Source organism: Bdellovibrio sp. SKB1291214 (assembly GCF_002209355.2).
Taxonomy (GTDB): Bacteria; Bdellovibrionota; Bdellovibrionia; order Bdellovibrionales; family Bdellovibrionaceae; genus Bdellovibrio.
On record NZ_CP106855.1, the window covers coordinates 2,857,351 to 2,880,081 of the forward strand.

The following is a 22,731-nucleotide window of genomic DNA, read 5'->3' on the forward strand; positions in this document are numbered from 1 at the left end:
CAAAACGCTTGAATCCGACCAATTCAAACATAAGATAAAGAGATGCTAGTTGGGCATCTCTTTCGTCATTTTATCTTCTCAAAACGAGCCGGTGCATTAATCCGCCGTATTGCTTTTTTATCAATCGGTGGGATCACAGTCAGTGTGACAGCGTTTCTTGTCGTTCTTTTTGTTATGAACGGAATGAATGCAAGCATTCGTAAGCGCATTTTGGGCCTTGAGCCTCACTTGTACGTGACGGTTCCGGGTATGCAAAACTCCAAAGGTTTAGAAACTCATCCAGTCTTTTCCAGAATCAAAGAAGACACGACGACTCAGGCCTATGTGTACGAAACTCAAGATGTGATCTTGCGAAGTCAGGATGGTCAATTTCGAGGAGCTTTTGCTCGGGGAGTGACTCGTCCCAGTCTTGAACATTTTATTTCACAATTAGCAAAGCTTGATGCAGATAAGCCGCAAACATCCCGTGGCGGACCACCATCATTTACATGGGATCCTCAAGATGTCCCTGATGAGGGTGAAGTGGTGCTGGGTGTGGACCTGGCACAGTCGCTAGGGGTGTTTGAGGGTGATTTTATCACTGTGGTCTCGCCAGCGGGTCTGTTGTTACCTCCAGGAGAAACGCCGAAATTTGAGCGTGTGCGAGTGAAGCGAGTGGTAACCACCAGTCTAACCGATGTGGATGCGCAGTATTTATTTTATCAGCGTGGCAAAGCGTTGAAGGCTTTGGGAAGTGGTGATCTTAAAAAGATCGGTATTGAGATGTGGCTTGCGGATGAGGCGCGGGTCGATGTTGTAAAAAATGATTTAATGAAATTCACCGATGTTCAAGTTGAGACTTGGATGGATCGCAATTCGGCATTATTTTATGCTTTGAAGCTTGAGAAACTAACAATCGGGATTTTCTTAGGCCTTGCGGGAATGATTGCCGCTAGCTCTATTTTGACGGTTCTTGCATTATTGCTCTCTCAAAAGCGTCGCGACATTGCTATTCTAAGAACGATCGGTTTGTCTGGAAAGCAAACGGTTAAGATCTTTACTCAGTTGGGATTTTTCTTAGCGGGATCGGGAGTCTTGGCCGGGACCATTATTGGAACAGGGTTAAGTCTGTACGTTCAAAATAATCCAATCAACATGTGGTCGTCACAGGTGTTTTACGATACGACCATTCCAAGTCTGGTAGATTGGTGGCTGGTCTTTGGGGTTTTATTAATCAGCTCATTGATTGCATGGTTGGGTTCTTATATACCGGCAAGAACGGCATCCGACGTGCAGCCTTCCGAAGCCCTTAGAGTGAAATAAAAAAAAGCCCAACCTTCTACAGTTGGGCTTTTTGTTTTTCGCCTTTTTAAGGCTAAACACTCACCTGGAAATCTCTGAGGGCGTCTGTTAAAGAAGTCTTAAGATCCGTGCTTGGCTTGCGCTGACCGATGATGAGTGCGCACGGTACGCCGAATTCGCCTGCCGGGAATTTTTTCATTTGAGTGCCAGGAATCACAACGGAGTTTGCAGGGACACGGCCCTTCAGCTCGACGGGTTTACTGCCTGTCACGTCGATAATTTTTGTACTCGCAGTGATGGTAACACCAGCACCCAAGACCGCGCCTTCTTCAATGATTGCACCTTCTACGACGATACAACGGCTGCCAATAAATGCGTTGTCTTCAACAATCACGGGAGAAGCTTGGACGGGTTCAAGTACTCCGCCAATTCCTACGCCACCAGATAAGTGGACATTCTTTCCAATCTGCGCGCAAGAACCAACTGTTGCCCACGTGTCTACCATGGTGCCAGCTCCAACGTAAGCACCGATGTTCACGTAAGAAGGCATCAGGATTGCGCCTTTTTCAATGAAAGAACCTTTGCGAGCAATCGCGTGAGGGACAACGCGAACTCCATCGTCCTCTGACCATTTTTTTACGGGTATTTTATCAAAGTAAGTGAAGTCCCCCGCTTGCATAACTGTCATGTGTTGAACGCGGAAATATAGGAGGATGGCTTTTTTCACCCATTCGTTGACGATCCAGCTGCCGTCTTTTTTTTCGGCAACGCGGAGGCGGCCCGCATCCAAACCTTCGATCACTTCAAAGATCGTTTTCAAGTCGTTCGTCATCAATTGGTCGACGCGTTTGCCGTTTTGAATATCTGAATAAAGTTTTTCAACAGATTGTTGCACTTGCGGTCTCCTTACTTGTCGTAAACTTTCAAAGCGTCCAGGATGGCTGGAACGTGGATTTTAATAATGTCTTCCACAGACTGACCCCGCTGAATTTCGTAAGTCAAAGTCGGGGATGGTCGTTCGAGGCCTGCATATGTTCCTAAGCAACCGGGGGTCGGGTAGCCAATATCATCATCGATTTTATACCCCGTATGTTTTTCTAAAACTTTGGCGAACTCATAACAATCACCATTCACGTTCAAGACGGGGTTCCACGAATGAAGAGAAAGAACCAATTTTGGTTTCTTTTGTTCAAGGTAAGTCATTAAACCGTGATTTTCAGGTTCACTTCCTGCCTTGGGTCCCGGATGGTAGCGGGGAGTTTTGATTTCTGGTGACCAATCCTTGGTAGGCAAGTTGCGATTCAAATCAACGCCGTTACAATTTCCACGCGTACTAAAGATCACGCCCTCAAGATTGAATTGTGGCACCAATGTCAAAGTGAACTTGTGATCGAATGATGTCATGAAATGCTTGAGAAGCGCTTGTGCGCAGACCACGCCTTCGTATTCATCGCCATGCACGCCACCTAAAATTAATATTTCTGGCCCTGTCCCTTGTCCAAATTCGTAAGCCATGACAGGCATGCCTTTGGAGGTGTAAGTAAAAATAGAAGTTTTCATGACAAACGTCCTTTGTTCGGCAATGATACTAGCACGAGGTTTTTGTGGAATACATCAATAATGAGCTTCATTTTGGGCCGAAAAAAAAGAACTTATCTTCTCTGTGCGCGAATTACATTCGTCCCATCTATGTCTACGACCTTGATTTTATTCGCAGCCGCTTTCAACAGTTGGCTGAGGCACTTGCTGGAGTGCGTTTATATTTTGCAGTCAAAGCCAATCCGAATCCTCAAGTTTTGCAATGTTTGAAATCGGCGGGGGCTGGTGCTGACGTGGTTTCCCTGGGCGAAATTAAACGTGCTCTTGAAAGCGGATTTCTGCCTGAAGACATCGTATATTCCGGGGTTGGAAAGACTCGACACGAGATCACCGAGGCTCTTCAGTTAGGCGTTTTGCAAATCAACGTAGAAAGCCTTCCAGAGTTGCAGCGTATCGGTGAAATCGCCGAAAAAATGGGCAAAAAGGCTCAGGTGGCGTTGCGATTAAATCCCGACGTAAGTATTCAAACTCATCCTTATATCGCTACAGGTCTGCGCGATAATAAATTCGGCATGGAGCTTTCCATGATCCCCGCGTTGTCGGATTGTTTAAAGAAAAATACCAATTCTTTGGAATTGGTGGGCGTGAGTTTACATCTTGGATCTCAGATGCTGGAATTTTCGGGGTACCAAGAGGCATTGATTAAGCTTAAAGCCTCATTTCTGAGTCTTCAAAAAGATTTCCCGACGTTGCGTCGTTTTGATTTCGGCGGCGGTTTGGGAGTGGTCTATGAAAAGCAAGATTTTGAACGGGAATCTAGCCTCCTAAAAGAATACTCGGCAATCACCAAAGATATATTGAGCGATTTAAAGTGCGAGCTTCAATCGGAGCCGGGTCGTTGGTTGGTGGCCCATGCGGGTGTTTTGTTAACTCAAGTTCAGTACATTAAAAAGACTTCGGCAAAGACATTTGTCATTGTAGATTCAGGAATGAATCATCTGATTCGCCCGTCGTTATACGAAGCTGAACATCAGATCCTGCCATTGGTTCAGTCGAATAAAAAAATCAAATGCGATGTAGTGGGTCCCATTTGCGAATCTTCAGATTTCTTTTTAAAAGACTACGAAATGGGGCAAGTTGAAGAGGGTGATTACTTAGCTGTGCTTGATTCGGGTGCATACGGTTATTCCATGGCCAGCACTTACAATTTGCAAGAGCTGCCTTTAGAAATTTGCATCTAGTTTAAGTCAACCACACGGAATTCGTCGGCTTTGATAGGTTTTAAAATCTTCAAAGCCATTTCAGTAAAGTGCGCCGAGGAATCGGTCGTCATAATTTCAATTTTTTGCGGACTGTCTTTGGCATTTCTTTGCAGTCGATTTTTTGTAAAATCACGATCAAGCCAACGGGCGATGGCCTCTCCAGAATCCACTAACTCGATCGATGATCCCGTCACGCGAGCAATGGAGTTTTTTAAAAGCGGATAGTGCGTACACCCCAAAATCAGCGTGTCGATCGAATGCTGAAGAATCTGACTTAAATAACGGAAAACGATGATGTTCGTCACCGGATCAGAATCCCATCCCTCTTCGGCTAATGGTACAAACAAGGGGCAGGCTTGATCAATCACGTTTGCAGAGGGTTCAAGCTCGATGATTTTATGGGAGTACGCTTTGCTGTTGATCGTTGCTCTAGTTCCAAGAACGCCAATGCGTTTGCTTTGGCTGACTTCGAGGGCGCGTTGAGCACCGGGACCAATGACGTTGTAAATTGGAAGCCCTTCTAATTCAGGTTCAGGAACTTGAGTGGAGGCTGTGTTGCAAGCTATCACAATAGCTTTCACATTCAGTTTTTTCAGGAACTGAATGTTCTGCTCTGAGTACTTGCGAATTGTATGTGCAGATTTAGAGCCATAGGGTAGGCGTGCAGTATCGCCCAGGTACAGAAAACTTTCCTGGGGAAACTGCATGGCAAGTTCTTTAAGAACTGTTAACCCGCCGATGCCTGAATCAAATACCCCTATGGGTCTGGAATCCATTTTTATTTTACTCCGTGTGCGCGAGACTCAGAAATACCATTGGAAGACATTTCCATAAAGAGGGCTTTCTCTTTTATCTCTGCAATGCTTGTTGCATTGATGTAGCTCATGCCAGAGCGAATACCACCAGTCACTTCAAGGATCACGTCTTTCACATGTCCTTTGACATTGACTTGAGTTGATTCTCCCTCGGGCGCCATACCTTCAGGAACTCCGCCGCGCCATGAATCTTGAGCAGAGCGTGAAGCCATGCCACGATAAGCTTTCTTACCGTTTTTAATTTCTCCTGGAGTTTCAATTGTTCCAGAAAGCATGCTTCCCAGCATCACAGTGCTAGCGCCAGCTGCAAAAGCCTTTACCATGTCACCAGACGTGCGGATGCCGCCATCAGCAATCACGGGAACTCCATATGCTGCTGCTACTTCTGCACATAGAGCGATCGCTGTTAGTTGCGGAACGCCGCAACCCGTGATGATGCGAGTTGTACACATAGACCCAGGACCGATACCCACTTTAATGGCGTCAGCGCCTGCTTCGATTAAATCACGAGCGGCATCAGGTGTAGCCATGTTTCCTGCGATCAAATCAACTTTAGGATATTGATCCTTCAGCCACTTCATCGTTTCCATCATTTGCACAGAGTGACCGTGAGCAATATCGATAGTGATGATATTAACTCCCGCATCAACCAATGCTTTTGAACGAGATTTAAACTCCTCGCCCACGCCTACGCTGGCAGAAATATTTTTTACACCAGCTTCTTTTAAGCGACGAGCTTGCGCTGCTTGATCTTCGATCGGGAGAAAACGGTGAAGGATACCCATGCCGCCCAATTGGTGCATGGCTAAGGCCATGTCATACTCAGTGACCATGTCCATGTTGGCGCTAACGATAGGTGTATCCATCGTAAAGTTCTTCGTCACCTTGGTCGTCAATTGGGGATCGCGACGAGAGCGTACATCCGAACGTGCTGGGATGATGAGTACGTCGTCAAAGGTCAAACCTTTGCCGCGGTTTTTGATATCTTTCCAATTAAACATGAGCGTCATGTCTTTTTACCTCGTCTTGAAATACATTAAATAAAAGCTGTGTTGAAATAATAAGCAAATAGGTGTCCAGTAAATTTAGCAGAAGGCTTGGCACTGGAGTTTCCCAGAGCAAGCGGTAAGAATCAAATACGCTTGCCAGTACGAGTGGAATAAAAAGGTGGAATAAAATCAAGATGCCAAGAATTTTAATCCAGTGTCTGCGAAAAATGGAGGCCGACGCTTGGAGAGCATCAATCTTGCCTTCATCATAGCGAACGGAACCAGTCACAACGAATGGAACCAGGCTGTACTCCAAATATTTCCAAATACCCGGAACAATAAACAACAAGGACCACATCAACGTTTTGCCCCAGGTTCGCAAAGTCTCGATAAATATCTGGTTGATATACTTCCCATAAAAATCATGAAGGCTGTCAGTGAATCGACTGGATTTCATCGCATACAGTGTTGTCGTGATTAGCAAGATGGGAAAAATGATACTGCTAAGAACAGACATAAAACCGAACCAGTAGACTTGACCAGCGGCACCCAGTGGGTTTTGTAAAGCATGTTCAACTCTAATATTGAGATATTGGTCAATGTTAGAAGACAGCACCACGAGGATGAACAAAGGAAAGGCAACTTTTTTAAAAACCTTTAGGTTTTGGGCAAAGAATTTCACTACCCAACTAAATCGAGAAAGCACAGGGGAGTCAAGCGGACCTTTGTTAATATACACCTGTCAAAACAAGGGAGGGATCGGGATACTATTCCCTATGAAAGAAAATATTTTGATCACCGGTGCATCCGGTAAAGTGGGCCGTGAAGTGGTTGGTCGTCTTCATGACAGGCGAGCGCGTTTTGTTGCTGCAAGTCATCATGACTCTATGTTTGCTCCCGACGTTCGTTGTTTGAAAATGGATTTGGGCGCGCGAAGCCTGGTCTATGAAAGTATGAAGGATGTCGACTTACTTTTTCTGAATCTGCCTATTTCAGAGTCAATGGTTGTGTATGCTCAAAATGCGATCATGGCAGCCAAAAATTCAGGCGTTAAATTTATGATTTTAACTTCAATCTTAGGCGCAGACCCTGAATCTCGATTTCTTTTGCAGGAGACATACGGTGCGATCGAGCACATGGCTAAGGACAGTCGCATTCCAGTAGTTATTCTTCGTCCCAACGTTTATATGCAAACCTTCGTTACTCGCCATGCTGATTCTATTCGGCAAGGAGCTTTGTTTCTGCCTGAGAGTGAAGCCAAAAGTTCTTTTGTCGATATTCGTGATGTCGCCGATGTTGCCATCAAAGTGATTGAGAACCCATGGTTGTACGAGGGGAGAACAATCAGTTTGACCGGCCCGGAGGCATTAAGTAACGAGGATGCGCTACAAAAAATTGGGCGCGCGATCGGTAGACGGGTAACTTATGTGCCAGTAACTGAGGCGGCAACTCGCCACAGACTTTTACGAGAAGGCCATAGTTCCTGGTTGGTCGATGCTTATTTAAGTATTCACCGCTCAGCACGAGAAGGGATGACCTCCACTGTGCATCCTAGCAACCAACAAGTGAGGGGAGTTGAGCCTCGGAGTTTTGATGACTTTTGTATTGAGTCTTCAGCGGTCTGGTCGTCGCCTTATTCAGAGTCTTTGCGTGAGGCAAATTTCTGATTTAGACTTTTTTCATGATAGCTTATCTACCCAAATCGTCCTATCAAAAGATGCCATGGAAGAACGGCCAAGGTATGACAGCTCAGATTGCCCTGGGGCCTGACGACGCTGTTTTTCCGAAAGAATTCTCTTGGAGAATCAGTTCTGCGGAGGTGAATGGCGATGGACCCTTTTCTCGATTCGAAGGTTGTGAGCGTCTTTTGATCGTCACCAAAGGTGCAGGACTGCTATTGAATGGCGATAAACTTGGGCACGGTGAAGTGTTCGCGTTTTCTGGAGATATCGATATCAATGCAGAGTTAATCCAAGGTCCGATTGTTGATTTAGGTGTGATATATCGTCCCGATAAAGTTCGCGTGGAAATGAAAGTCTTAGATCTTTCTAAAAATTCGTTTTTGAATTTTGAAACGGGGATTCATTTTATATATTGTCTGCATGGGATGTTGCAATTAAGTGACTTCATCATTCACGCCGAAGACACCGTAAGAATTGAAAAAAGAGGCCCCATCAATTTGGGCGGACTGAATCACAGCGTATATATCTTAATTTCCATTTTTCAGAAATCGAAAGCCTCGTGTTAACTTGGAATGCACTGTTTCTCCTCTGCTGGACATATTTGGCGAGGTCCGCGGGTACTTGGTAACCCTTACAAGATATTGTTTATATTTTAGGGAACTGGGGTTGACAGGGGTGTTACTTCTTGAAAAAACGGAGGTAAACAGATTCAAGCCTATGGATGAGTGACAGTGAATAATAGCGCCTGGTTTATTCAAGCTAAGCAAAAATATTTAGTTTTCCGTGAATTTATTTTGGCGGATCTAAAGAACTATTCGATTGATACAGTTCATGCAGCTGTCGATCGCACGCATCTTTTTGCAGGGCTCTCTCGGCGAGATCAAGAGACTGTCTTGCAGCGGATGACAGAACTAACTTCGATTTTAAGGGAGATCAACTTACACAGTCCCTCTCCTCGTAATCAGAAACTTTTGTGGATGTTTTTAAAAGCTAAAGGCGTCGCCATCGATCCCAATTTATTTGAAGGCTTATCTGACGACATCCATTTTGACGTGTACGACACTTTTGGAAATTGTAAAATTATCTCTCCAAGAGTTTTTGAATTCACGAAGTACTCCATTGATGAAGTCTTTTGCATCGATTTAGGCCGACTTAACCCCCTAGATCGCGATGGCAGTCAGATTCTTAATCTGATAAAAAATGTAAAGGTTCAGTCAAAGTACGAAGGGTGGGCAGGGTTCTGCACTCTAAGCGAGCCTCTTCGCAATAAAACGATGCATTTGTTAGGTAAATAATCAAAAGCTTAAACTTTCTTGTCTGTCATAATTTGGACCGTTTTGTACGCAAAACTGTTCCAAGATTGAGTCGGAAACTTCCGAGCTATGATCGCAAAAATTCCTAAACATTTTTTATTTTAGACCGAAACAATAGTGTCCATTTCATCAAACACTCAATGTTTAAATTTGGAACGAGAGGTCTTCAATGAATTTTTCATATCACCTCATCTACACGCTCGCCGCAAAGACAGAAGAAGAAGTCAACCTAGTGAACAAGTGTTATGCCCTGTGGGCTGACGAGTATGGGAAAGATCTTGCGTCGCGCGGAGCTACATTGAATCGCGACGAGTTTCAACGTGCTAGAGTTCTTGCAATCATCATGGATGGATCGGAACTTGTGGGATTCCATCAATACACGGTGTTCGACCTTCGCGAAATTTGCAGCCACGAACACTCTTATGTTCGTGCGTTAGGTCAAGAAGTCCTTAGTAAAATGCTAGATCAAAAAATTAAGTCTTTTATGGCGATGGAATACCTGACAGTTGCACCGTCATTTCGAGGGAAGGGACGAGGCGGTCCCAAGATTTCAGAGATTATTATTCGACTGGGTTTGAGGGTCATGAATGAACTTGGTGCTGATGCTGCGCTTGGAATCGCAAGAATAGATAGAAAAGTAAACTCCACCGGAGACGCTATGGGATGGAGACAGCTTGCTGAAATCAAGAAATATAACAATCCGTGCGCGGTGATGTTGTTTGAGAAAACGTATAAAGAAATTCCATCTGATGATTTTACGAATCGATTGGTCGATTCATTGTGGATTGAGAAACATAAAGTTGCGAAGATCGCGGCTTAAGGAGTACGTATGCAATCTAGAGAGTTCAATCAAAAGGCGACAGCAAAAGTGGATGAGCTTTGTAAGGTCGTAAATACTTTACCGTGGGAGAATGTCCGTTTCTATAACTCGTGGCTTGCGCAAACAAATGATTTTGTGAAGCACACGTCTGTTTTTCTGCTAATGTGCAATGAACGTTTGGCGGCGGAGCATCCGTTGAAAAAGCAATTCGAACATCATATTGAAGAAGAAAGTGGTCACGAGAAAATGAGCCAGAATGACCTGAAGTTTATGCATGCTGAAGGAGTTGAGATCTTTCAAGTCACCAAAGCATTCTGGAAAGCGCAATACTATTGGATCAGAGATGTAAGTGCCGTGTCCCATTTGGGTTATTCACTGTTGCTGGAAGGTCTCGCCGCAAAATTTGGTCCGATTCTTTTGAAGCGTGTGAAAGAAGCGGGATTCAAAGGGTGCACATTTTTGAAGGTGCATGCAGAAGAAGACGTAGATCATTTCCGCGATGTTCTTGCTTCAGTCGATAAGGTGACCGACAAGGAGCGCGACGAGATTTATGCAAACCTGATTGAGTCGATGGATTTATACATTAAGATAATGAATGAGTGTGCCCAAGTAGCTCACCAGAAAGCAGCGTAAGCTTTTCCAAACAAGCTACGCCAACTACTTTTTCTCCAACTTTCACAGGGGACATACACTTCATTTCAATTCTGCTGGTGTATAGTCCCTTAGATTTAGTCTCTTTAACATCGCAAATAGGTAAATCCGGTTTAAAAGGCGCAGTAATGCGCCCGACAAACATGTCTATCGCATATTCATGAATTTTCAGCGAGACGGCGCCATCACGGTGATAGAGGTCCCACCATTGTTGAGAAAACATGACGTCGGGTGCGTAAGAAGAATAATCAAATAACTCCGGATTGAAAAACAATCTTTTTGAATCGTCGCCATAAATTTCAACGATATCACCGTTTTGAATTTCATCGATAAATCCCAGAGGAGCAATTAAAGACATACGGGACAAATAGTAGCGAACCAAATTTTTGGTGTTCTTGTGGTCTCCGCCTTGAGCGACAAATTCCAAAATTGTATTCGACCAGTTTAGAATTCCATCAACAACTACCTGTTGTGCTTGGTGCGGTAACTGGAAGAAGTGATCATCTTCACGATGACTTAAGTAAACCCGGCCAGTAGCTTTCAATGCCTCACGCAAAATCGCACGCGCAGTGATGTACTGCTCAACGAAGTTTACTAGAGCGATGTTTTGACAGGACTTTTCCATGGAATACATGCCACGGTTCTATCGAAAGTGGTCGCAATTAACAAATGATTTATAGTAAGGTTGAAGTACTTCTAAGCTATTCTAAATATTTGACACTTTTGGCTTTTGATCAAAACTTAACAATAACTTTTCAAGCTCGTAATTTGATGTGATGAACCGTGTAGCTGGCCTAGGTCTACAGTATGGACACTCTATAATTTTGATCAAGTGGATGTAAAATGAATGCGGAGACAAACATGGTGTTCTCGTTGGTAGCATTGGAAACCAGAGGGCACACGAACAAGTGCTCGATCCTAAATTGCGCTTTCTCGGGTGTCATTGTTTCTTCCATTACATACGGTGGGATGTGATTCAAATATATCACGCCATTTGCTTTTTTTACCCTCATTGTGGCATCAATCAACGCTTCCAGGATGATTTGTGATCTCGTGAAAAGGTCCCAGGGGGATTTAGATTCGTATTCTTCGATAGAGTAGTTGCCAAGGTTGACTATTACTTCGTTACGGTAAATCTGGTTGAGATTGAAATCCACGATCTCCCAGGCGATTTCTTTTCCCAAAAGTTTGAAAAGGGAACTGTCAGCTGGTTGGACTTCGTGGTAATCACATAGGATGCGGAGCTTTTCTTGTTCATCAAGCAGCACAGATATTTCCACGGCTCTTTTATCAATCGATATCCCTGCGGTTTTCATGGGGGACGTATACGGTTTTCGCCACCTCAAGTAAATTGAAAATTGTATACCGGGATTTATTGCACGTGGTCGCTCGAACGACTGTCAGACGTCCAGTTTAAACAATAAATTGTTCCCCTAAACAAAATAATATTATAACGTGATGACATGTTTAGCTCTAATATTGTTCGCAGTCGCTCCAAACTTGCCTGGGAAGGTCATTTTCTTCTAGGTACATTCGCCGTTTTATTCCTGGCGCTCTGGATAGCTGGTGTTTGTCGAATTACGCTTTTCAGCTCATTGATTGACCTTGGAATCCAATGCGCTGCTCTCATGGGATTCTTGGTGTTATTCCTTTTTCGTCTTAAACTACTTAAGAACGAAGATTTAAATCAATAGTAGAAAATTTGAAGTGCCCAAAAATGGAAAAAGCCCCAAGGTTTACCTTGAGGCTTTTATTGGTTGCGGGGGCAGGATTTGAACCTACGGCCTTCGGGTTATGAGCCCGACGAGCTACCAGACTGCTCCACCCCGCGACAGTGACAAGTGAATGTCTGAGGTGTCAGTTGTAGTCTTTCACCCATCCTGGGTCAATGATTCATTTATGTATTTCATGTATGGCTCTGCGAATCATTGCCTCGAAATTGCTCAGAAAACGGGAATATGCTCTAGTTGGAGGCATGAATTGGAAAAAACTTCTTAAAATTTCTGCCCTCAGTGTGGCCTCTCTTGTTGTTGTTCTTGGAGGTCTCGGCGTTTGGCTTTTGACTCAGTTGCCGGGGCCCTCCAGTGTAAAGCAGGCTTTGGATGCTTCATCTGCGAAATTAGAGCACAGGGAGTCGCCTGCCTTACCAAATTCCGCTCTTCAAGACATCGAGCAAACATATGCCGCTGAAGAAATGGCGGCACACCAGGAAGCCTCGGCGGAGGCAGAGTCTTCTTCGGGCAAGGCCAACAAATTCGATATGTTCGTTCTTCTAAACGACTTTAGTAATCCTGAGGCTCCCATGGTGACGGCCTGCCGTGATCTTTCTAGAGCGGGTGAAAGTGGTTTTTTTCCTAAAAAACCCGAGACGCCTGCCGTGAATTTTTTTGATTCACTTGCTAAGCCACAAAAAGATCCAGTAATCGAATCGATTGCACCTTTGTTGAGATATATCTTTCGCTCACCCGGGGCGCGAGAGATGATTCAGCTTTCTGAAAAGGCGGAAGGCCAAGATAATTTACTTCAGAAAGCAGAATTTTATAAACAAGTTTATCGCATGGCGAACTATCTAACCAACAACTTGGATCAGCTCAATCAGGTCCTTCAAAAATCCTACAATCTGCATATTATCGCCAAGGCCGTGGCTTTGAATCCGCAGCTTGCGAATGACAACGCGACGATGTCGTTTTGTGAGCAAATTGAGAACAGTCTGATTGAAAATCAAAATTTAAGTGTCGAAGAGCAAGTGCAAGAAATGCAAAATTTCCTGCAAGATTCAGGTATAGATGCAAAATCCGTTGGCTTTAATCCCGGTTATCGAGCTCATGTTCAGACGGAGTTTAGGAAAGACTCGTTCGCCATTACAGATAGCTGGCTGCAAGATTTGGTTAACAAAGGTTTGTTCTAAAGGAGAACGGTTTGAAACAAGTTTTAATAACGGGCGCGTCAACCGGGATCGGTTTTGATTTAACCAGAACTCTTTGTGAAAAGGGGTATAAGGTGTGGGCGGGTGTCCGTCAGCCTGAGTCGTTAGAGCGATTGGCTCAGGAGCAATCTGACAATCTGACCGTGTTAAGGCTGGATGTTACCAACTCTCATGACATTGAGCGCGCTTTAAAGACAGTTCGCAGTGAAATGAATCCCGATAACGAACTGATTTTGGTCAATAATGCTGGTATCGCCAGCGGAGGACCTATTGAGGGATTAAAACTTGAGGAGTGGCGAAAAGTTTTCGATGTGAATCTGTTTGGGATGGTCGAAATGACACAAATGTTTTTGCCGTTGATTCGTCAAACAAAGGGCCGGGTTGTAAATATTGGTTCGATTAGCGGCCGAGTGGCGGCGCCGTTTCTGGGACCATATACGACTTCCAAATTTGCAGTTAAAGCCTTCTCAGACTGTTTGCGCCGTGAGGTTAGTGCCCTTGGTGTGCACGTATCATTGATAGAAGCCGGTCCCATACGGACCGAAATCTGGTCAAAATCAATTGATGCTTCCGACGAAGTGACAAAAAAACTAAGTGCCGAAGTTAAAGAAATCTATGGTTCTGCTATGGCAGCACTGAGGGAAGGTGTTGTTGAAACAGCCAAGGAAGCAGTTCCAGTTCAAACGGTGACCATGGCTATTTTGCACGCCATTGAAAGCCGTATTCCACGAGTGAATTACTTGGTGGGTAAACATATTAAATTGCAAGCGGGATTGATGAAATTCATGTCCACAAGAATGATGGACCGTGTGATTAAGAAAAGCCTGCGCTATCAAAAGAGCTGATAGCGCGGCTCGAATAACAAACTAGTTCTTGATAGAAACAGTTTCAGCTTCGCCTTTGTCGTTCAGCTGAACAACTTTAGTTTTGCTTACACGAATGGTTGGAATATCAGTCGCGCCCTCGGCCTTCATTTTTTCGATATTAAACGGAACAACTTGTTTTCTGGCTTTTTTGCCAGGGTGAAGTTTTAGTCCGTGAGCACAGTTTCTGGAACAAGTGTCTTTTTTGAATTCCAGCTCGATGCAGTTCACGCAAACCATACCTGGTTCGTCACAACGCTTGCATTCAATTTTGATTTCAGATGGCTGACCACAGTGAGGACACAGGCCATACTTCGTTGAAGGTTTTAAATTCTGATCAACAGCCACGCGGTGGTCAAAGACGAAACATTCACCTTCATATTGATCATTCGGATATTCGTTTAAGTAATTCAAGATGCCGCCTTCCAATTGGAAGACATTGTTGTAGCCCTTGTCTTGAAGCTCCAGAATTCCTTTCTCACAACGAATGCCGCCAGTACAGAAAATCAACATCTTCTTATCCTTAGCGATCCCTTGAGATTCGATGTATTGAGGAAAGTCGGTGAACTTTTCAATGTTCGGGTTCAAAGCACCTTTGAATGTCCCGATTTTATACTCGTACCAGTTGCGAGTATCAATCATCACATAATCAGATTCTTCCTTCATGACCTTGTTCCACTCTGTCGGGGTCAAATGGTGATTAACGCCATCAGGTGGTTGCATTTCAGGAATACCTGTTGTCACGATTTCTTCGCGGATTTTTACTTTGAATCTGCGGAATGGTGCTTTGTCGGAATAAGAGTCTTTATAGAATTGAGTCGGTTTGTGAAAGTAGTCACGAATGAATTGCTTCCAGGTCTCGAAAGATTCTTCGCTAACGGCTGACACCGTGGAGTTATAACCTTCAGTTCCTAAAATGATCAGGCCTTTCACGTTCAGCTCATCGGCCTTCGTTTCTAAATCTAATTTAACTTGTTCGGGATTTTCGATTTTTTGGAAGCTATAAAAAGTCGTAACATAATGCTTCAAGGCATTTTCAGTTGTCATAATATCACCTTCAGTTGTCCAAATCCGGTTCCAAACCAGTAGGAGTTGTTAGTTCGAAGAGGGTTATAATGCCCAGGTGGTCCTTCGCGCAAGAAGGAAAAAGACAGCGGGCGTTAATTCCATCCCGGGAGGGGATTCCCTTGCGCCACTGGTTATGATCGAATAAAAATGATTTTTTACAGCAAATCTAAAGGTTTAAGTATGTTAGCCACACCCGCAATCCAAAAAGAAATTCAAAGACGCCGAACATTTGCGATCATCTCGCATCCCGATGCCGGTAAGACGACTCTTACTGAAAAATTACTTTATCACGGGGGTGTGATTCACGAAACGGGCGAGGTTAAGGGCAAGTCCGGCGCTAAGGCGGTCACATCAGACTGGATGGAGCTTGAAAGACAAAAAGGGATTTCGATCACCTCATCTGTCATGACATTCGATTACGACAATTTGCGTGTGAATCTTCTAGATACACCGGGGCATAAAGACTTCTCTGAGGATACATACCGCGTTTTGATGGCGGTGGATTCCGCCGCAATGTTGATCGACGTTGCCAAGGGTGTCGAGGAACGTACTAAAAAACTTTATGAAGTTTGTCGTCTTCGCAAGATTCCCATTTTCACTTTCGTCAATAAGCTCGATCGTGAAGGCAAAGATCCTCTGACATTGATCGACGAAGTCGAAAAGACTTTGAATATGCAATGCTATCCAGTGACTTGGCCATTAGGTATCGGTCAGCGTTTCCGTGGAATTTACAACCGTTTGACTCAGGAAATCTGGATCTACGATCAACGGCGTGAAGAAGTTGAAGACTATCAAAAAATACCTTTCGTTAAAGGGAAGGACGATCAAATTCTTTATAACTACCTTGATAAAGAATCTGCCGACCAAGTTTTGGAAGAGTTAGATTTGATCGAGGGTGCTCTTCCACCCTTCGATGTGAATGAGTTCCTAACGGGTCAAATTTCACCCGTGACATTCGGCTCTGCAAAGCAAAACTTCGGCGTGGACACCTTCCTTCAGTTTTTCACAAAATACGCTCCAGGTCCTCAAGCTCGTCCGACAAAGGACAATCAGGTGATGGATCCTTTGGATGCAAAATTCACAGGTTTTGTATTCAAAATACAAGCGAACATGGATCGTCGTCACCGTGACCGTATTGCTTTTATTCGAATTTGCTCTGGTAAGTTTGAACGCGGAATGAAAGTTCAGCACTCTCGCTTGGAAAGAGAATTGCGCTTGGCTTACTCTTCACAATTCGTGGCTGCAGATAAAGAAACGGTCGATGAAGCTTACGCCGGCGATATCGTGGGTGTGGGTGACACGGGTAACTTTGCGATTGGGGACTGCGTTTCATCATCAGGAAAAATTCAGTTCGAAGATATTCCCAAGTTTGCGACGGAGTTGTTTGGTCGCTTGAGTGTTCGGGATGCGTTGAAACGTCAAAAGCTTCAAGAAGCTCTTCGTCATTTATCAGAGGAGGGTGCGATTCAGTTGTTTATTGAACCTCACGTAGGTCCCCAAGATCCTATTATTGGCGCAGTCGGTGAACTTCAGTTCGAGGTTTTGATGCACAGACTTCAAGATGAATACAACTTGGAAGTGAAGTTGAATCGCCTGCCATACGGAGTATGCCGTTGGCCATTGATCGATGGTAAACCAGTAGCGAGCCTAAAAGGTGGCGCCAATATGGCGGCAGATCTTCAGGGCAACCCGGTGGTTTTGGTTAACCAAGAATGGGATTTGAATTGGCTAAAACGCGAGAACCCAGATGTTGAGTTCAGCACTAGTATTTCGAGAGCGAGATAAATGTTACCTTTAAAAATTGAAAATCTTAAAAAGAAATATCCCACCGGCCAAGAGGCGGTGAAGGGTATTAGTTTTGATGTAAAACCCGGGGAGATCTTTGGTCTCCTTGGACCGAATGGCGCGGGCAAAACGACGATCATTTCAACGATCACAACACTTGAGGAGCCCTCCAGCGGGGCGGTTGAAGTGTTTGGTCAAGACGTGATGGCCAATCCTCGATACACCAAGCAGCAGCTAGGTGTCGTTCATCAAGAGGTGATTACTTCGGGATTTTTTAGCGTTGATGAAATTCTAAATTTCCAGTCGGGTTATTACGGAATTCGTAACAACAAAGAGCGCATCGACTTTCTGTTACATAAGCTTTCCTTGTATGAACACCGTCATAAAAAGGTCAAACAACTTTCTGGTGGCATGAAACGCCGCCTGATGATTGCAAAAGCTTTGGTGCACACGCCTCGCTTGCTGCTGTTGGATGAGCCGACTGCGGGTGTAGATATTGGCCTGCGTGAAACTCTGTGGCAGTTCGTTCAAGAGCTGCGTAAAGAAGGAATGTCGATCTTGCTGACGACCCATTACCTTGAGGAGGCTGAGCAGCTTTGCGACCGAATTGGTATCATTAATCTCGGAAATCTTGAGGCTTTGGGAGAAACCAAGGAATTGGTCCGCAAATACACTCAAAAGAAAATCCGTCTGACATTGTCAGAGCCCTTTGCATTTAAGACTGACTATATGTTCTTTCATGAAGGCATGGAGTTTATGTTCGTTGTTCCTCCAGGAAAACTAATGGGGGAGTTCCTCAATGAAATCCAAGTTCCCGTGAACATCATTAAAGACGTAAAAATCGAAGAAGGTAATTTGGAAGAAGCCTTTATGAAGGTGGTGAGCAAATGATGACGCCATTTATTGCCCTTTTCCGTCGTGAAATTGCGCGTTTCTTAAAAGTGATCGTGCAAACAATCGTGACTCCTTTTGTTTCCTCATTCTTGTATCTTTTGATCTTTGGTGTGTCTTTGGGTGCAGCGATGCCGACTCATCAAGGAGTTAAATATCTTTCGTTCCTGATTCCTGGTTTGATGATGATGGGCTTGATGAATAATGCCTTTCAAAATTCATCTTCATCGATTGTCTCGTCGAAGTTTTCTGGAGATTTGGAAGACTTGCGGGTGGCTCCTATTAGCAATCAGGAGATCATCTGGGCGATGAGTCTTGCGGCTTTAGTGCGTGGATTTATCGTGGCATTGATCACTTATATCGTGGGATCTGTTTTCTGTTGGTATCAGCAGGGAGAGATCTTAACCATTGCTCATCCGATTTATACGATGTTCTTTGTGGTCGTGGCTGGATTGATTTTTTCCCTTTTGGGGATCTCAGTGGCTTTTTGGGCAACAACGTTTGATCAATTGTCGGCGTTTTCGGCTTTCATTCTTTTGCCTTTGACGTACCTGGGAGGAGTTTTCTTATCCATCGATCATCTGCATCCGTTTTGGCAGATGCTTTCAAAACTGAATCCTCTTTTATATCTTATCAACGGTCTTCGTTATGGGGTGATTGGGGTTAGCGATGTCAGCATGGAAGTGGCTGTTCCAGTTTCTATATTGGGATTTGTGGTATTCTATGGCCTGGCGAATTTCAGTTTAAAACGCGGCTCATTCCAACGCTGGTAACCTGATTTCGACAAGTTGACGCCGGTGGTTAAGGTGAGTTCTTTGTGAATCGGTGTCCTTTGGGTTAATAAATTTCGATCATTCGGAGAATACGATGTTTGAAAACTTATCTGATAAAATTATGGCATCCCTTAAAAAGGTTCGTGGTCAAAGCAAGATCACTGAATCCAACATTGAAGATGTCATTAAAGAAATCCGCTTAAGTTTCCTTGAAGCTGATGTGAACTTTAAAGTCGTAAAAAACTTTATCGATCGCGTGAAGGCAAAGGCCTTAGGTGCGGAGGTTCTGCAAAACGTAAATCCAGGTCAGCAATTTGTAAAAATTGTGCACGATGAATTGGTGCAAACTTTGGGTGGCGGCGCAGTTGATATCAACGTGCGCGAAAATCCAAGTGTGATTTTCATGGTGGGTTTGCAGGGGGCTGGTAAAACCACATCTTCTGCAAAATTGGCTCTGTATATCCGTCAGAAATTGGGTAAAAAACCAGGATTGATTCCAGCCGATATCTATCGTCCAGCGGCGATTGATCAGCTACAAACCTTGGGTAAGCAAAATAATATTCCTACTTTCCCGACGCCGATTGGGATGAAACCGGAAGAGATTCTGGAAAAATCCAAACAATGGGCAAAAGACAATATGATCGACGTGGTTATTGTAGATACAGCCGGTCGTTTGCAAGTGGATGACGAGTTGATGGGAGAGTTAGGGCGTTTGAAGGACATCTGGGCTCCACAAGAAATCTTGTTGGTTGCAGATGCGATGCTAGGACAACAGTCTGTGAATGTCGCAGAGGGCTTCCACAAGCGTTTAAACTTAACAGGACTGGTTCTAACAAAAGTAGACGGTGATGCCCGTGGTGGTGCTGCACTGTCTATTCGTGAAGTGACAGGGATTCCAATTAAGTTCCTAGGCGTGGGCGAGAAGGTTAATGCTCTTGAAGTATTCCATCCAGACCGTCTTGCGGGGCGTATCCTAGATATGGGTGACGTTCTGTCGTTAGTAGAAAAAGCGGCGGAAGTGATCGATGAGAAAGCTGCTCGTGACTCTGCTAAGAAGATCATGAAGAATGAATTCACCCTGGACGATTTCTTGGGTCAGATTCAACAGCTTAAAAAGATGGGTGGCTTTGAAACTATCTTGAAATTTTTACCGGGTATGGGAGAGATCTCAAAACAGCTTAAAAACATGACTCCCCCGGATAACGAGATTAAGAAAATCGAAGCGATCATTCGTTCGATGACCATCCAAGAACGCAATAATCACAAGATTCTTAACGCATCGCGACGCACAAGAATTGCGAATGGCTCGGGAACCCAAGTTTCCGACGTAAACAAGCTGATAAAGCAGTTTGAGGACGCCAAGAAGATGATGAGCGGAATGATGAAAATGGGCATGGGCCGTGGTGGGATGAAGTTCCCATTTTAAGGCTTGATATTTTAAATTAAACACAGTACACAGTTGAGCTTACTGTTTCGAACAAGAGGTTTAGAAAAATGGCAGTTGTAATTCGTTTGGCTCGTATGGGCGCTAAGCATGATCCTAAATACCGCATCACTGTTGCGGATTCTCGTCGTTATGTAACTGGTAAATTCCTTGAAGTTCTTGGTGTTTACAATCCAACTCCGCGTGGTAACGATAAAAAGGTCGAGCTTGATCTAGCTAAAGTTGAAGCTTGGATCAAAAAAGGTGCACAACCTACTGACCGTGTAAAACACGTTATTAAGTTGGCCCAAGGTAAATAAATAGTTGGCATCTGAGTGATATGCGATAAAATATCACTTAGGTAACTTCTGTTGGGGGTAATATGGATAGCTTGAAAGACCTCGTTGAATTCATGGCGAAGTCCCTTGTCGATAAGCCTGAGAATGTTGAAGTGGATGAAATTCCAGGTCAGCAAACGACTCTACTTGCTCTAAAAGTAGATAAAGAAGATCTTGGTAAGGTTATCGGCAAACAAGGTAAAACGGCAGCCGCTATGAGAACAATCATTCGCGCCGCTGGTACTAAGCTGAATAAACGTTATCACTTGGATATCGTTGAATAGTATTCAGACATATTAAATTTTAGATTCTTAGGAAAGGGGTTGTGTTACACAACCCCTTTCTGTTTCTTGAGGTATTTATGAAATTAGTTGGAAAAGTCAGAGAAGCGCACGGCTTAAAGGGCGATCTTTACGTCCTTATTTTCTCCGGTGAAATCACTTGGGCAAAGCGCATGAAGAAATTCGCTCTGCAAGGTAAAGATGGTTCCACGAAGGAATTCACGGTGGAGCGCACGAAACCTTTTAAAAAAGGTTTGATCGTGAAAGCCGCTGAGATCGGGGATCGCACGGCTGCTGAAGGCGTCGAGCACATGGAATTCTTGATTGATGACGACTTGTTGGTTTCTAAAGCTGGCGAGACAATCTATCTGAATGAAATCAAAAACTTCAAATTAAAAGATCCAGAACAAAAAGTTTTGGGTGAAATCGTGGGCTTCTCAAGTAACGGCGTTCAAGACCTTTTGGTCGTTGAAACGAACGGCAAAAAAGTTGAAATCCCCTTCGTGGATGCTTTCATCAAAAAAATCGATTTCAAGCACCAATCCGTTGTGATGGATTTGCCAGAAGGCTTGTTCGATCTAGAGAACGCTTAAATGCTTAAAGTGGACGTGATCACTCTTTTTCCCGAGATGATTCAGAATGCTGTGTCTTACGGTGTTCTGGGGCAGGCTCTAAAAAGTGATCGCCTCCAGGTGCAAGCTCACACGCCTCGGGAGTTTGCAACTGATCGCCACAAAACAGTGGATGATCGTCCCTTCGGTGGTGGAGACGGCATGATTATGCTCGCTGAAACACTCGAAAAAACCCTCACCAAAGTGAAACATAAAAACTCAAAAGTCATCTATTTGTCTCCGCAAGGAAGTGTCCTAACTGATGACAAAGCCCGTGAGCTTGCGAAAGCAGAACACCTGGTCCTAATTTGTGGTCGCTATGGTGGCATTGACCAAAGAATTATCAATGCTCACGTCGATGAAGAAATCTCTATTGGAGATTATGTTTTATCGGGTGGGGAGCTGGGGGCTTTGGTGGTCGTTGATGCACTCTCACGCTTTATTCCTGGGGTTTTGGGACACAACGAGAGTGCTGATAAGGATAGCTTCTCTGCGGGTCTCCTAGAGCATCCTAACTTCACTCGCCCGCGCGAATTCGCCGGCGTGGAAGTGCCAGAGGTTTTGCTTGGTGGAAATCACAAGTTGATCGGGGAGTGGAAGGACAAAATTTCTGCCCTGGTGACGTTGGTGAAGCGTCCTGACCTGTTTCAAGAATATCTTGAGGCGCAGAATGAAAAATATCGCGCTTTGAAAAAGAAAAAAACGGAAGCTCCGTTAAAAGAGCTTAAAAAATTTTGGATGAATTTATCTGAGACTGATCGTCGCACGTTGGGCTTATCAGAACTCAGCGAGGAAGATTTCAATGGCTGAAAATTCAATCTATGTGCCACGCTTGGCAATCGGCTTGGTTCACTATCCAGTGCGCGATCGTCAGAATAAAACGGTCGCAACGAACATCACAAATTTCGATATCCATGACATTGCGAGAGCGGCTCAGACCTTTGGGGTGGAAAAATATTACATCATCCATCCGATGAAAGAGCAGCTGATGTTTGTGGACCGTGTTTTGGATCACTGGCGCACCGGTCAGGGTGCTAAATACAATCCGATGAGAAAAACAGCACTTGGGACGGTGAAGCCGATCGAAAGTGTAGAAAAGGCCTTAGAAGATTGGAATACGCCTGAGACCCTGTTAATTTCGACTTCGGCCCGCGACGAGGGTTTGAAAAAATACTCGTTTAGCGAGTTGCGTCATGAAATGCACGTAGAAAAAAAGCCCGTATTCATGTTATTTGGTACAGGCAACGGCATGACTACAGAGCTTCTAAGATCCTGCTCCGGAGTATTAGAAAGCATTAGGGGAGCACCACCCCAGGACTACCGCCATCTTTCAGTAAGATCGGCAGTAAGTATCTGTCTTGACCGCGTAATGGGTCCATGGTAGACCCTTGTTTTACTTTTTGAATATTTGATTGGCATA

26 protein-coding genes and 1 tRNA gene are annotated in these 22,731 nt (G+C 44.3%); 18 read left to right on the forward strand and 9 right to left on the reverse strand.

From position 1 onward, the window contains the following. Positions 1-144: 144 nt before the first annotated feature. The gene (locus B9G69_RS14150) at positions 145-1,302 is read left to right on the forward strand and encodes an FtsX-like permease family protein (RefSeq protein WP_265437800.1); all 1,158 of its coding nucleotides are present in this window, start codon (positions 145-147) and stop codon (positions 1,300-1,302) included. A gap of 52 nt (positions 1,303-1,354) precedes the next feature. Here the strand turns inward: B9G69_RS14150 and B9G69_RS14155 are convergent, their stop codons facing one another. Continuing rightward, positions 1,355-2,176: a 2,3,4,5-tetrahydropyridine-2,6-dicarboxylate N-succinyltransferase gene (locus B9G69_RS14155; protein WP_088617419.1), complete on the reverse strand. Its 822-nt coding sequence runs from the start codon at positions 2,174-2,176 to the stop codon at positions 1,355-1,357. Positions 2,177-2,187: 11 nt separating this feature from the next. After that, the gene (locus B9G69_RS14160) at positions 2,188-2,841 is read right to left on the reverse strand and encodes a M14 family zinc carboxypeptidase (protein ID WP_088616917.1); all 654 of its coding nucleotides are present in this window, start codon (positions 2,839-2,841) and stop codon (positions 2,188-2,190) included. A gap of 44 nt (positions 2,842-2,885) precedes the next feature. Here B9G69_RS14160 and lysA point away from each other — a divergent pair, with 44 nt between their 5' ends. Then, entirely contained in the window at positions 2,886-4,061 is a 1,176-nt protein-coding gene (gene lysA, locus B9G69_RS14165) for a diaminopimelate decarboxylase (RefSeq protein WP_088616918.1), read from the forward strand. On the opposite strand, the gene murI is transcribed toward lysA, so the two are convergent. Genes murI through B9G69_RS14180 form a run of 3 tightly spaced genes read right to left on the reverse strand, consistent with a single transcriptional unit; the run spans position 4,058 to position 6,568 of the window. Then, positions 4,058-4,858 carry a glutamate racemase gene (gene murI / locus B9G69_RS14170; RefSeq protein ID WP_088616919.1) on the reverse strand — a complete coding sequence of 267 codons (801 nt, stop codon included), beginning with the start codon at positions 4,856-4,858 and terminating at the stop codon, positions 4,058-4,060. The genes lysA and murI overlap by 4 nt on opposite strands. A 2-nt stretch (positions 4,859-4,860) precedes the next feature. After that, positions 4,861-5,898 carry a guanosine monophosphate reductase gene (locus B9G69_RS14175; RefSeq protein ID WP_265437801.1) on the reverse strand — a complete coding sequence of 346 codons (1,038 nt, stop codon included), beginning with the start codon at positions 5,896-5,898 and terminating at the stop codon, positions 4,861-4,863. Then, positions 5,891-6,568: a hypothetical protein gene (locus tag B9G69_RS14180; RefSeq protein WP_088617296.1), complete on the reverse strand. Its 678-nt coding sequence runs from the start codon at positions 6,566-6,568 to the stop codon at positions 5,891-5,893. The genes B9G69_RS14175 and B9G69_RS14180 overlap by 8 nt, the downstream gene beginning before the upstream one ends. A gap of 94 nt (positions 6,569-6,662) precedes the next feature. On the opposite strand from B9G69_RS14180, the gene B9G69_RS14185 reads away from it, so the two are divergent. From B9G69_RS14185 to B9G69_RS14205, 5 genes are all read left to right on the forward strand, one after another. Continuing rightward, on the forward strand, positions 6,663-7,553 hold the full coding sequence (locus B9G69_RS14185) for an NmrA family NAD(P)-binding protein (protein ID WP_176401016.1): 891 nt from the start codon (positions 6,663-6,665) through the stop codon (positions 7,551-7,553). 14 nt (positions 7,554-7,567) lie between these two features. After that, positions 7,568-8,134 (forward strand): HutD family protein, encoded by a 567-nt coding sequence (locus B9G69_RS14190; protein WP_088616922.1) that lies wholly within the window; start codon positions 7,568-7,570, stop codon positions 8,132-8,134. Positions 8,135-8,299: 165 nt separating this feature from the next. Then, on the forward strand, positions 8,300-8,863 hold the full coding sequence (locus tag B9G69_RS14195; protein ID WP_141096984.1) for a hypothetical protein: 564 nt from the start codon (positions 8,300-8,302) through the stop codon (positions 8,861-8,863). Between the two features lie 187 nt (positions 8,864-9,050). Beyond that, positions 9,051-9,701: a hypothetical protein gene (locus tag B9G69_RS14200; RefSeq protein WP_088616924.1), complete on the forward strand. Its 651-nt coding sequence runs from the start codon at positions 9,051-9,053 to the stop codon at positions 9,699-9,701. Between the two features lie 9 nt (positions 9,702-9,710). Further along, positions 9,711-10,334 (forward strand): iron-containing redox enzyme family protein, encoded by a 624-nt coding sequence (locus B9G69_RS14205; protein ID WP_265437802.1) that lies wholly within the window; start codon positions 9,711-9,713, stop codon positions 10,332-10,334. Here the strand turns inward: B9G69_RS14205 and B9G69_RS14210 are convergent. From B9G69_RS14210 to B9G69_RS14220, 3 genes are all read right to left on the reverse strand, one after another. Next, positions 10,285-10,986 carry a hypothetical protein gene (locus B9G69_RS14210; protein WP_088614713.1) on the reverse strand — a complete coding sequence of 234 codons (702 nt, stop codon included), beginning with the start codon at positions 10,984-10,986 and terminating at the stop codon, positions 10,285-10,287. The two genes, B9G69_RS14205 and B9G69_RS14210, sit on opposite strands and share 50 nt — an antisense overlap. A 166-nt stretch (positions 10,987-11,152) precedes the next feature. Beyond that, the gene (locus B9G69_RS14215) at positions 11,153-11,632 is read right to left on the reverse strand and encodes a hypothetical protein (RefSeq protein WP_141096882.1); all 480 of its coding nucleotides are present in this window, start codon (positions 11,630-11,632) and stop codon (positions 11,153-11,155) included. A 474-nt stretch (positions 11,633-12,106) separates the two neighbouring features. Next, positions 12,107-12,183: transfer RNA gene (locus tag B9G69_RS14220), tRNA-Met, on the reverse strand. A gap of 144 nt (positions 12,184-12,327) precedes the next feature. Between B9G69_RS14220 and B9G69_RS14225 the strand changes: the two genes are divergently transcribed. Both B9G69_RS14225 and B9G69_RS14230 read left to right on the forward strand, forming a co-directional pair. After that, on the forward strand, positions 12,328-13,260 hold the full coding sequence (locus B9G69_RS14225) for a hypothetical protein (RefSeq protein ID WP_088614711.1): 933 nt from the start codon (positions 12,328-12,330) through the stop codon (positions 13,258-13,260). Positions 13,261-13,271: 11 nt separating this feature from the next. Further along, positions 13,272-14,123, forward strand: coding sequence for an SDR family oxidoreductase (locus tag B9G69_RS14230; protein ID WP_088614710.1), 852 nt, complete (start codon positions 13,272-13,274; stop codon positions 14,121-14,123). A 21-nt stretch (positions 14,124-14,144) separates the two neighbouring features. On the opposite strand, the gene B9G69_RS14235 is transcribed toward B9G69_RS14230, so the two are convergent. Further along, positions 14,145-15,188 carry a rhodanese-related sulfurtransferase gene (locus tag B9G69_RS14235; RefSeq protein WP_088614709.1) on the reverse strand — a complete coding sequence of 348 codons (1,044 nt, stop codon included), beginning with the start codon at positions 15,186-15,188 and terminating at the stop codon, positions 14,145-14,147. 168 nt (positions 15,189-15,356) lie between these two features. On the opposite strand from B9G69_RS14235, the gene B9G69_RS14240 reads away from it, so the two are divergent. The 9 genes from B9G69_RS14240 to B9G69_RS14280 all read left to right on the forward strand — a co-directional run bounded on the left by B9G69_RS14240 (position 15,357) and on the right by B9G69_RS14280 (position 22,695). Beyond that, complete coding sequence (locus B9G69_RS14240; protein ID WP_265437803.1) at positions 15,357-16,994, forward strand: peptide chain release factor 3; 1,638 nt, start codon at positions 15,357-15,359, stop codon at positions 16,992-16,994. Continuing rightward, positions 16,995-17,885 (forward strand): ABC transporter ATP-binding protein, encoded by an 891-nt coding sequence (locus B9G69_RS14245; RefSeq protein WP_088614708.1) that lies wholly within the window; start codon positions 16,995-16,997, stop codon positions 17,883-17,885. Next, a complete protein-coding gene (locus B9G69_RS14250) occupies positions 17,882-18,658 on the forward strand; it encodes an ABC transporter permease (protein WP_254916792.1) in 777 nt (258 codons plus the stop codon). Before B9G69_RS14245 ends, B9G69_RS14250 begins: the two co-directional genes overlap by 4 nt. Positions 18,659-18,752: 94 nt before the next feature. Further along, positions 18,753-20,084: a signal recognition particle protein gene (gene ffh, locus B9G69_RS14255; protein ID WP_088614707.1), complete on the forward strand. Its 1,332-nt coding sequence runs from the start codon at positions 18,753-18,755 to the stop codon at positions 20,082-20,084. A gap of 68 nt (positions 20,085-20,152) precedes the next feature. Next, on the forward strand, positions 20,153-20,401 hold the full coding sequence (gene rpsP / locus B9G69_RS14260) for a 30S ribosomal protein S16 (RefSeq protein WP_088614706.1): 249 nt from the start codon (positions 20,153-20,155) through the stop codon (positions 20,399-20,401). 62 nt (positions 20,402-20,463) lie between these two features. Further along, positions 20,464-20,703 carry a KH domain-containing protein gene (locus B9G69_RS14265; RefSeq protein ID WP_038446499.1) on the forward strand — a complete coding sequence of 80 codons (240 nt, stop codon included), beginning with the start codon at positions 20,464-20,466 and terminating at the stop codon, positions 20,701-20,703. 77 nt (positions 20,704-20,780) lie between these two features. Then, positions 20,781-21,293 carry a ribosome maturation factor RimM gene (rimM, locus tag B9G69_RS14270; protein ID WP_088614705.1) on the forward strand — a complete coding sequence of 171 codons (513 nt, stop codon included), beginning with the start codon at positions 20,781-20,783 and terminating at the stop codon, positions 21,291-21,293. Beyond that, positions 21,294-22,121, forward strand: coding sequence for a tRNA (guanosine(37)-N1)-methyltransferase TrmD (gene trmD, locus B9G69_RS14275; protein ID WP_088614704.1), 828 nt, complete (start codon positions 21,294-21,296; stop codon positions 22,119-22,121). After that, the gene (locus tag B9G69_RS14280; RefSeq protein WP_088614703.1) at positions 22,114-22,695 is read left to right on the forward strand and encodes an RNA methyltransferase; all 582 of its coding nucleotides are present in this window, start codon (positions 22,114-22,116) and stop codon (positions 22,693-22,695) included. Before trmD ends, B9G69_RS14280 begins: the two co-directional genes overlap by 8 nt. Positions 22,696-22,731 lie beyond the last annotated feature (36 nt).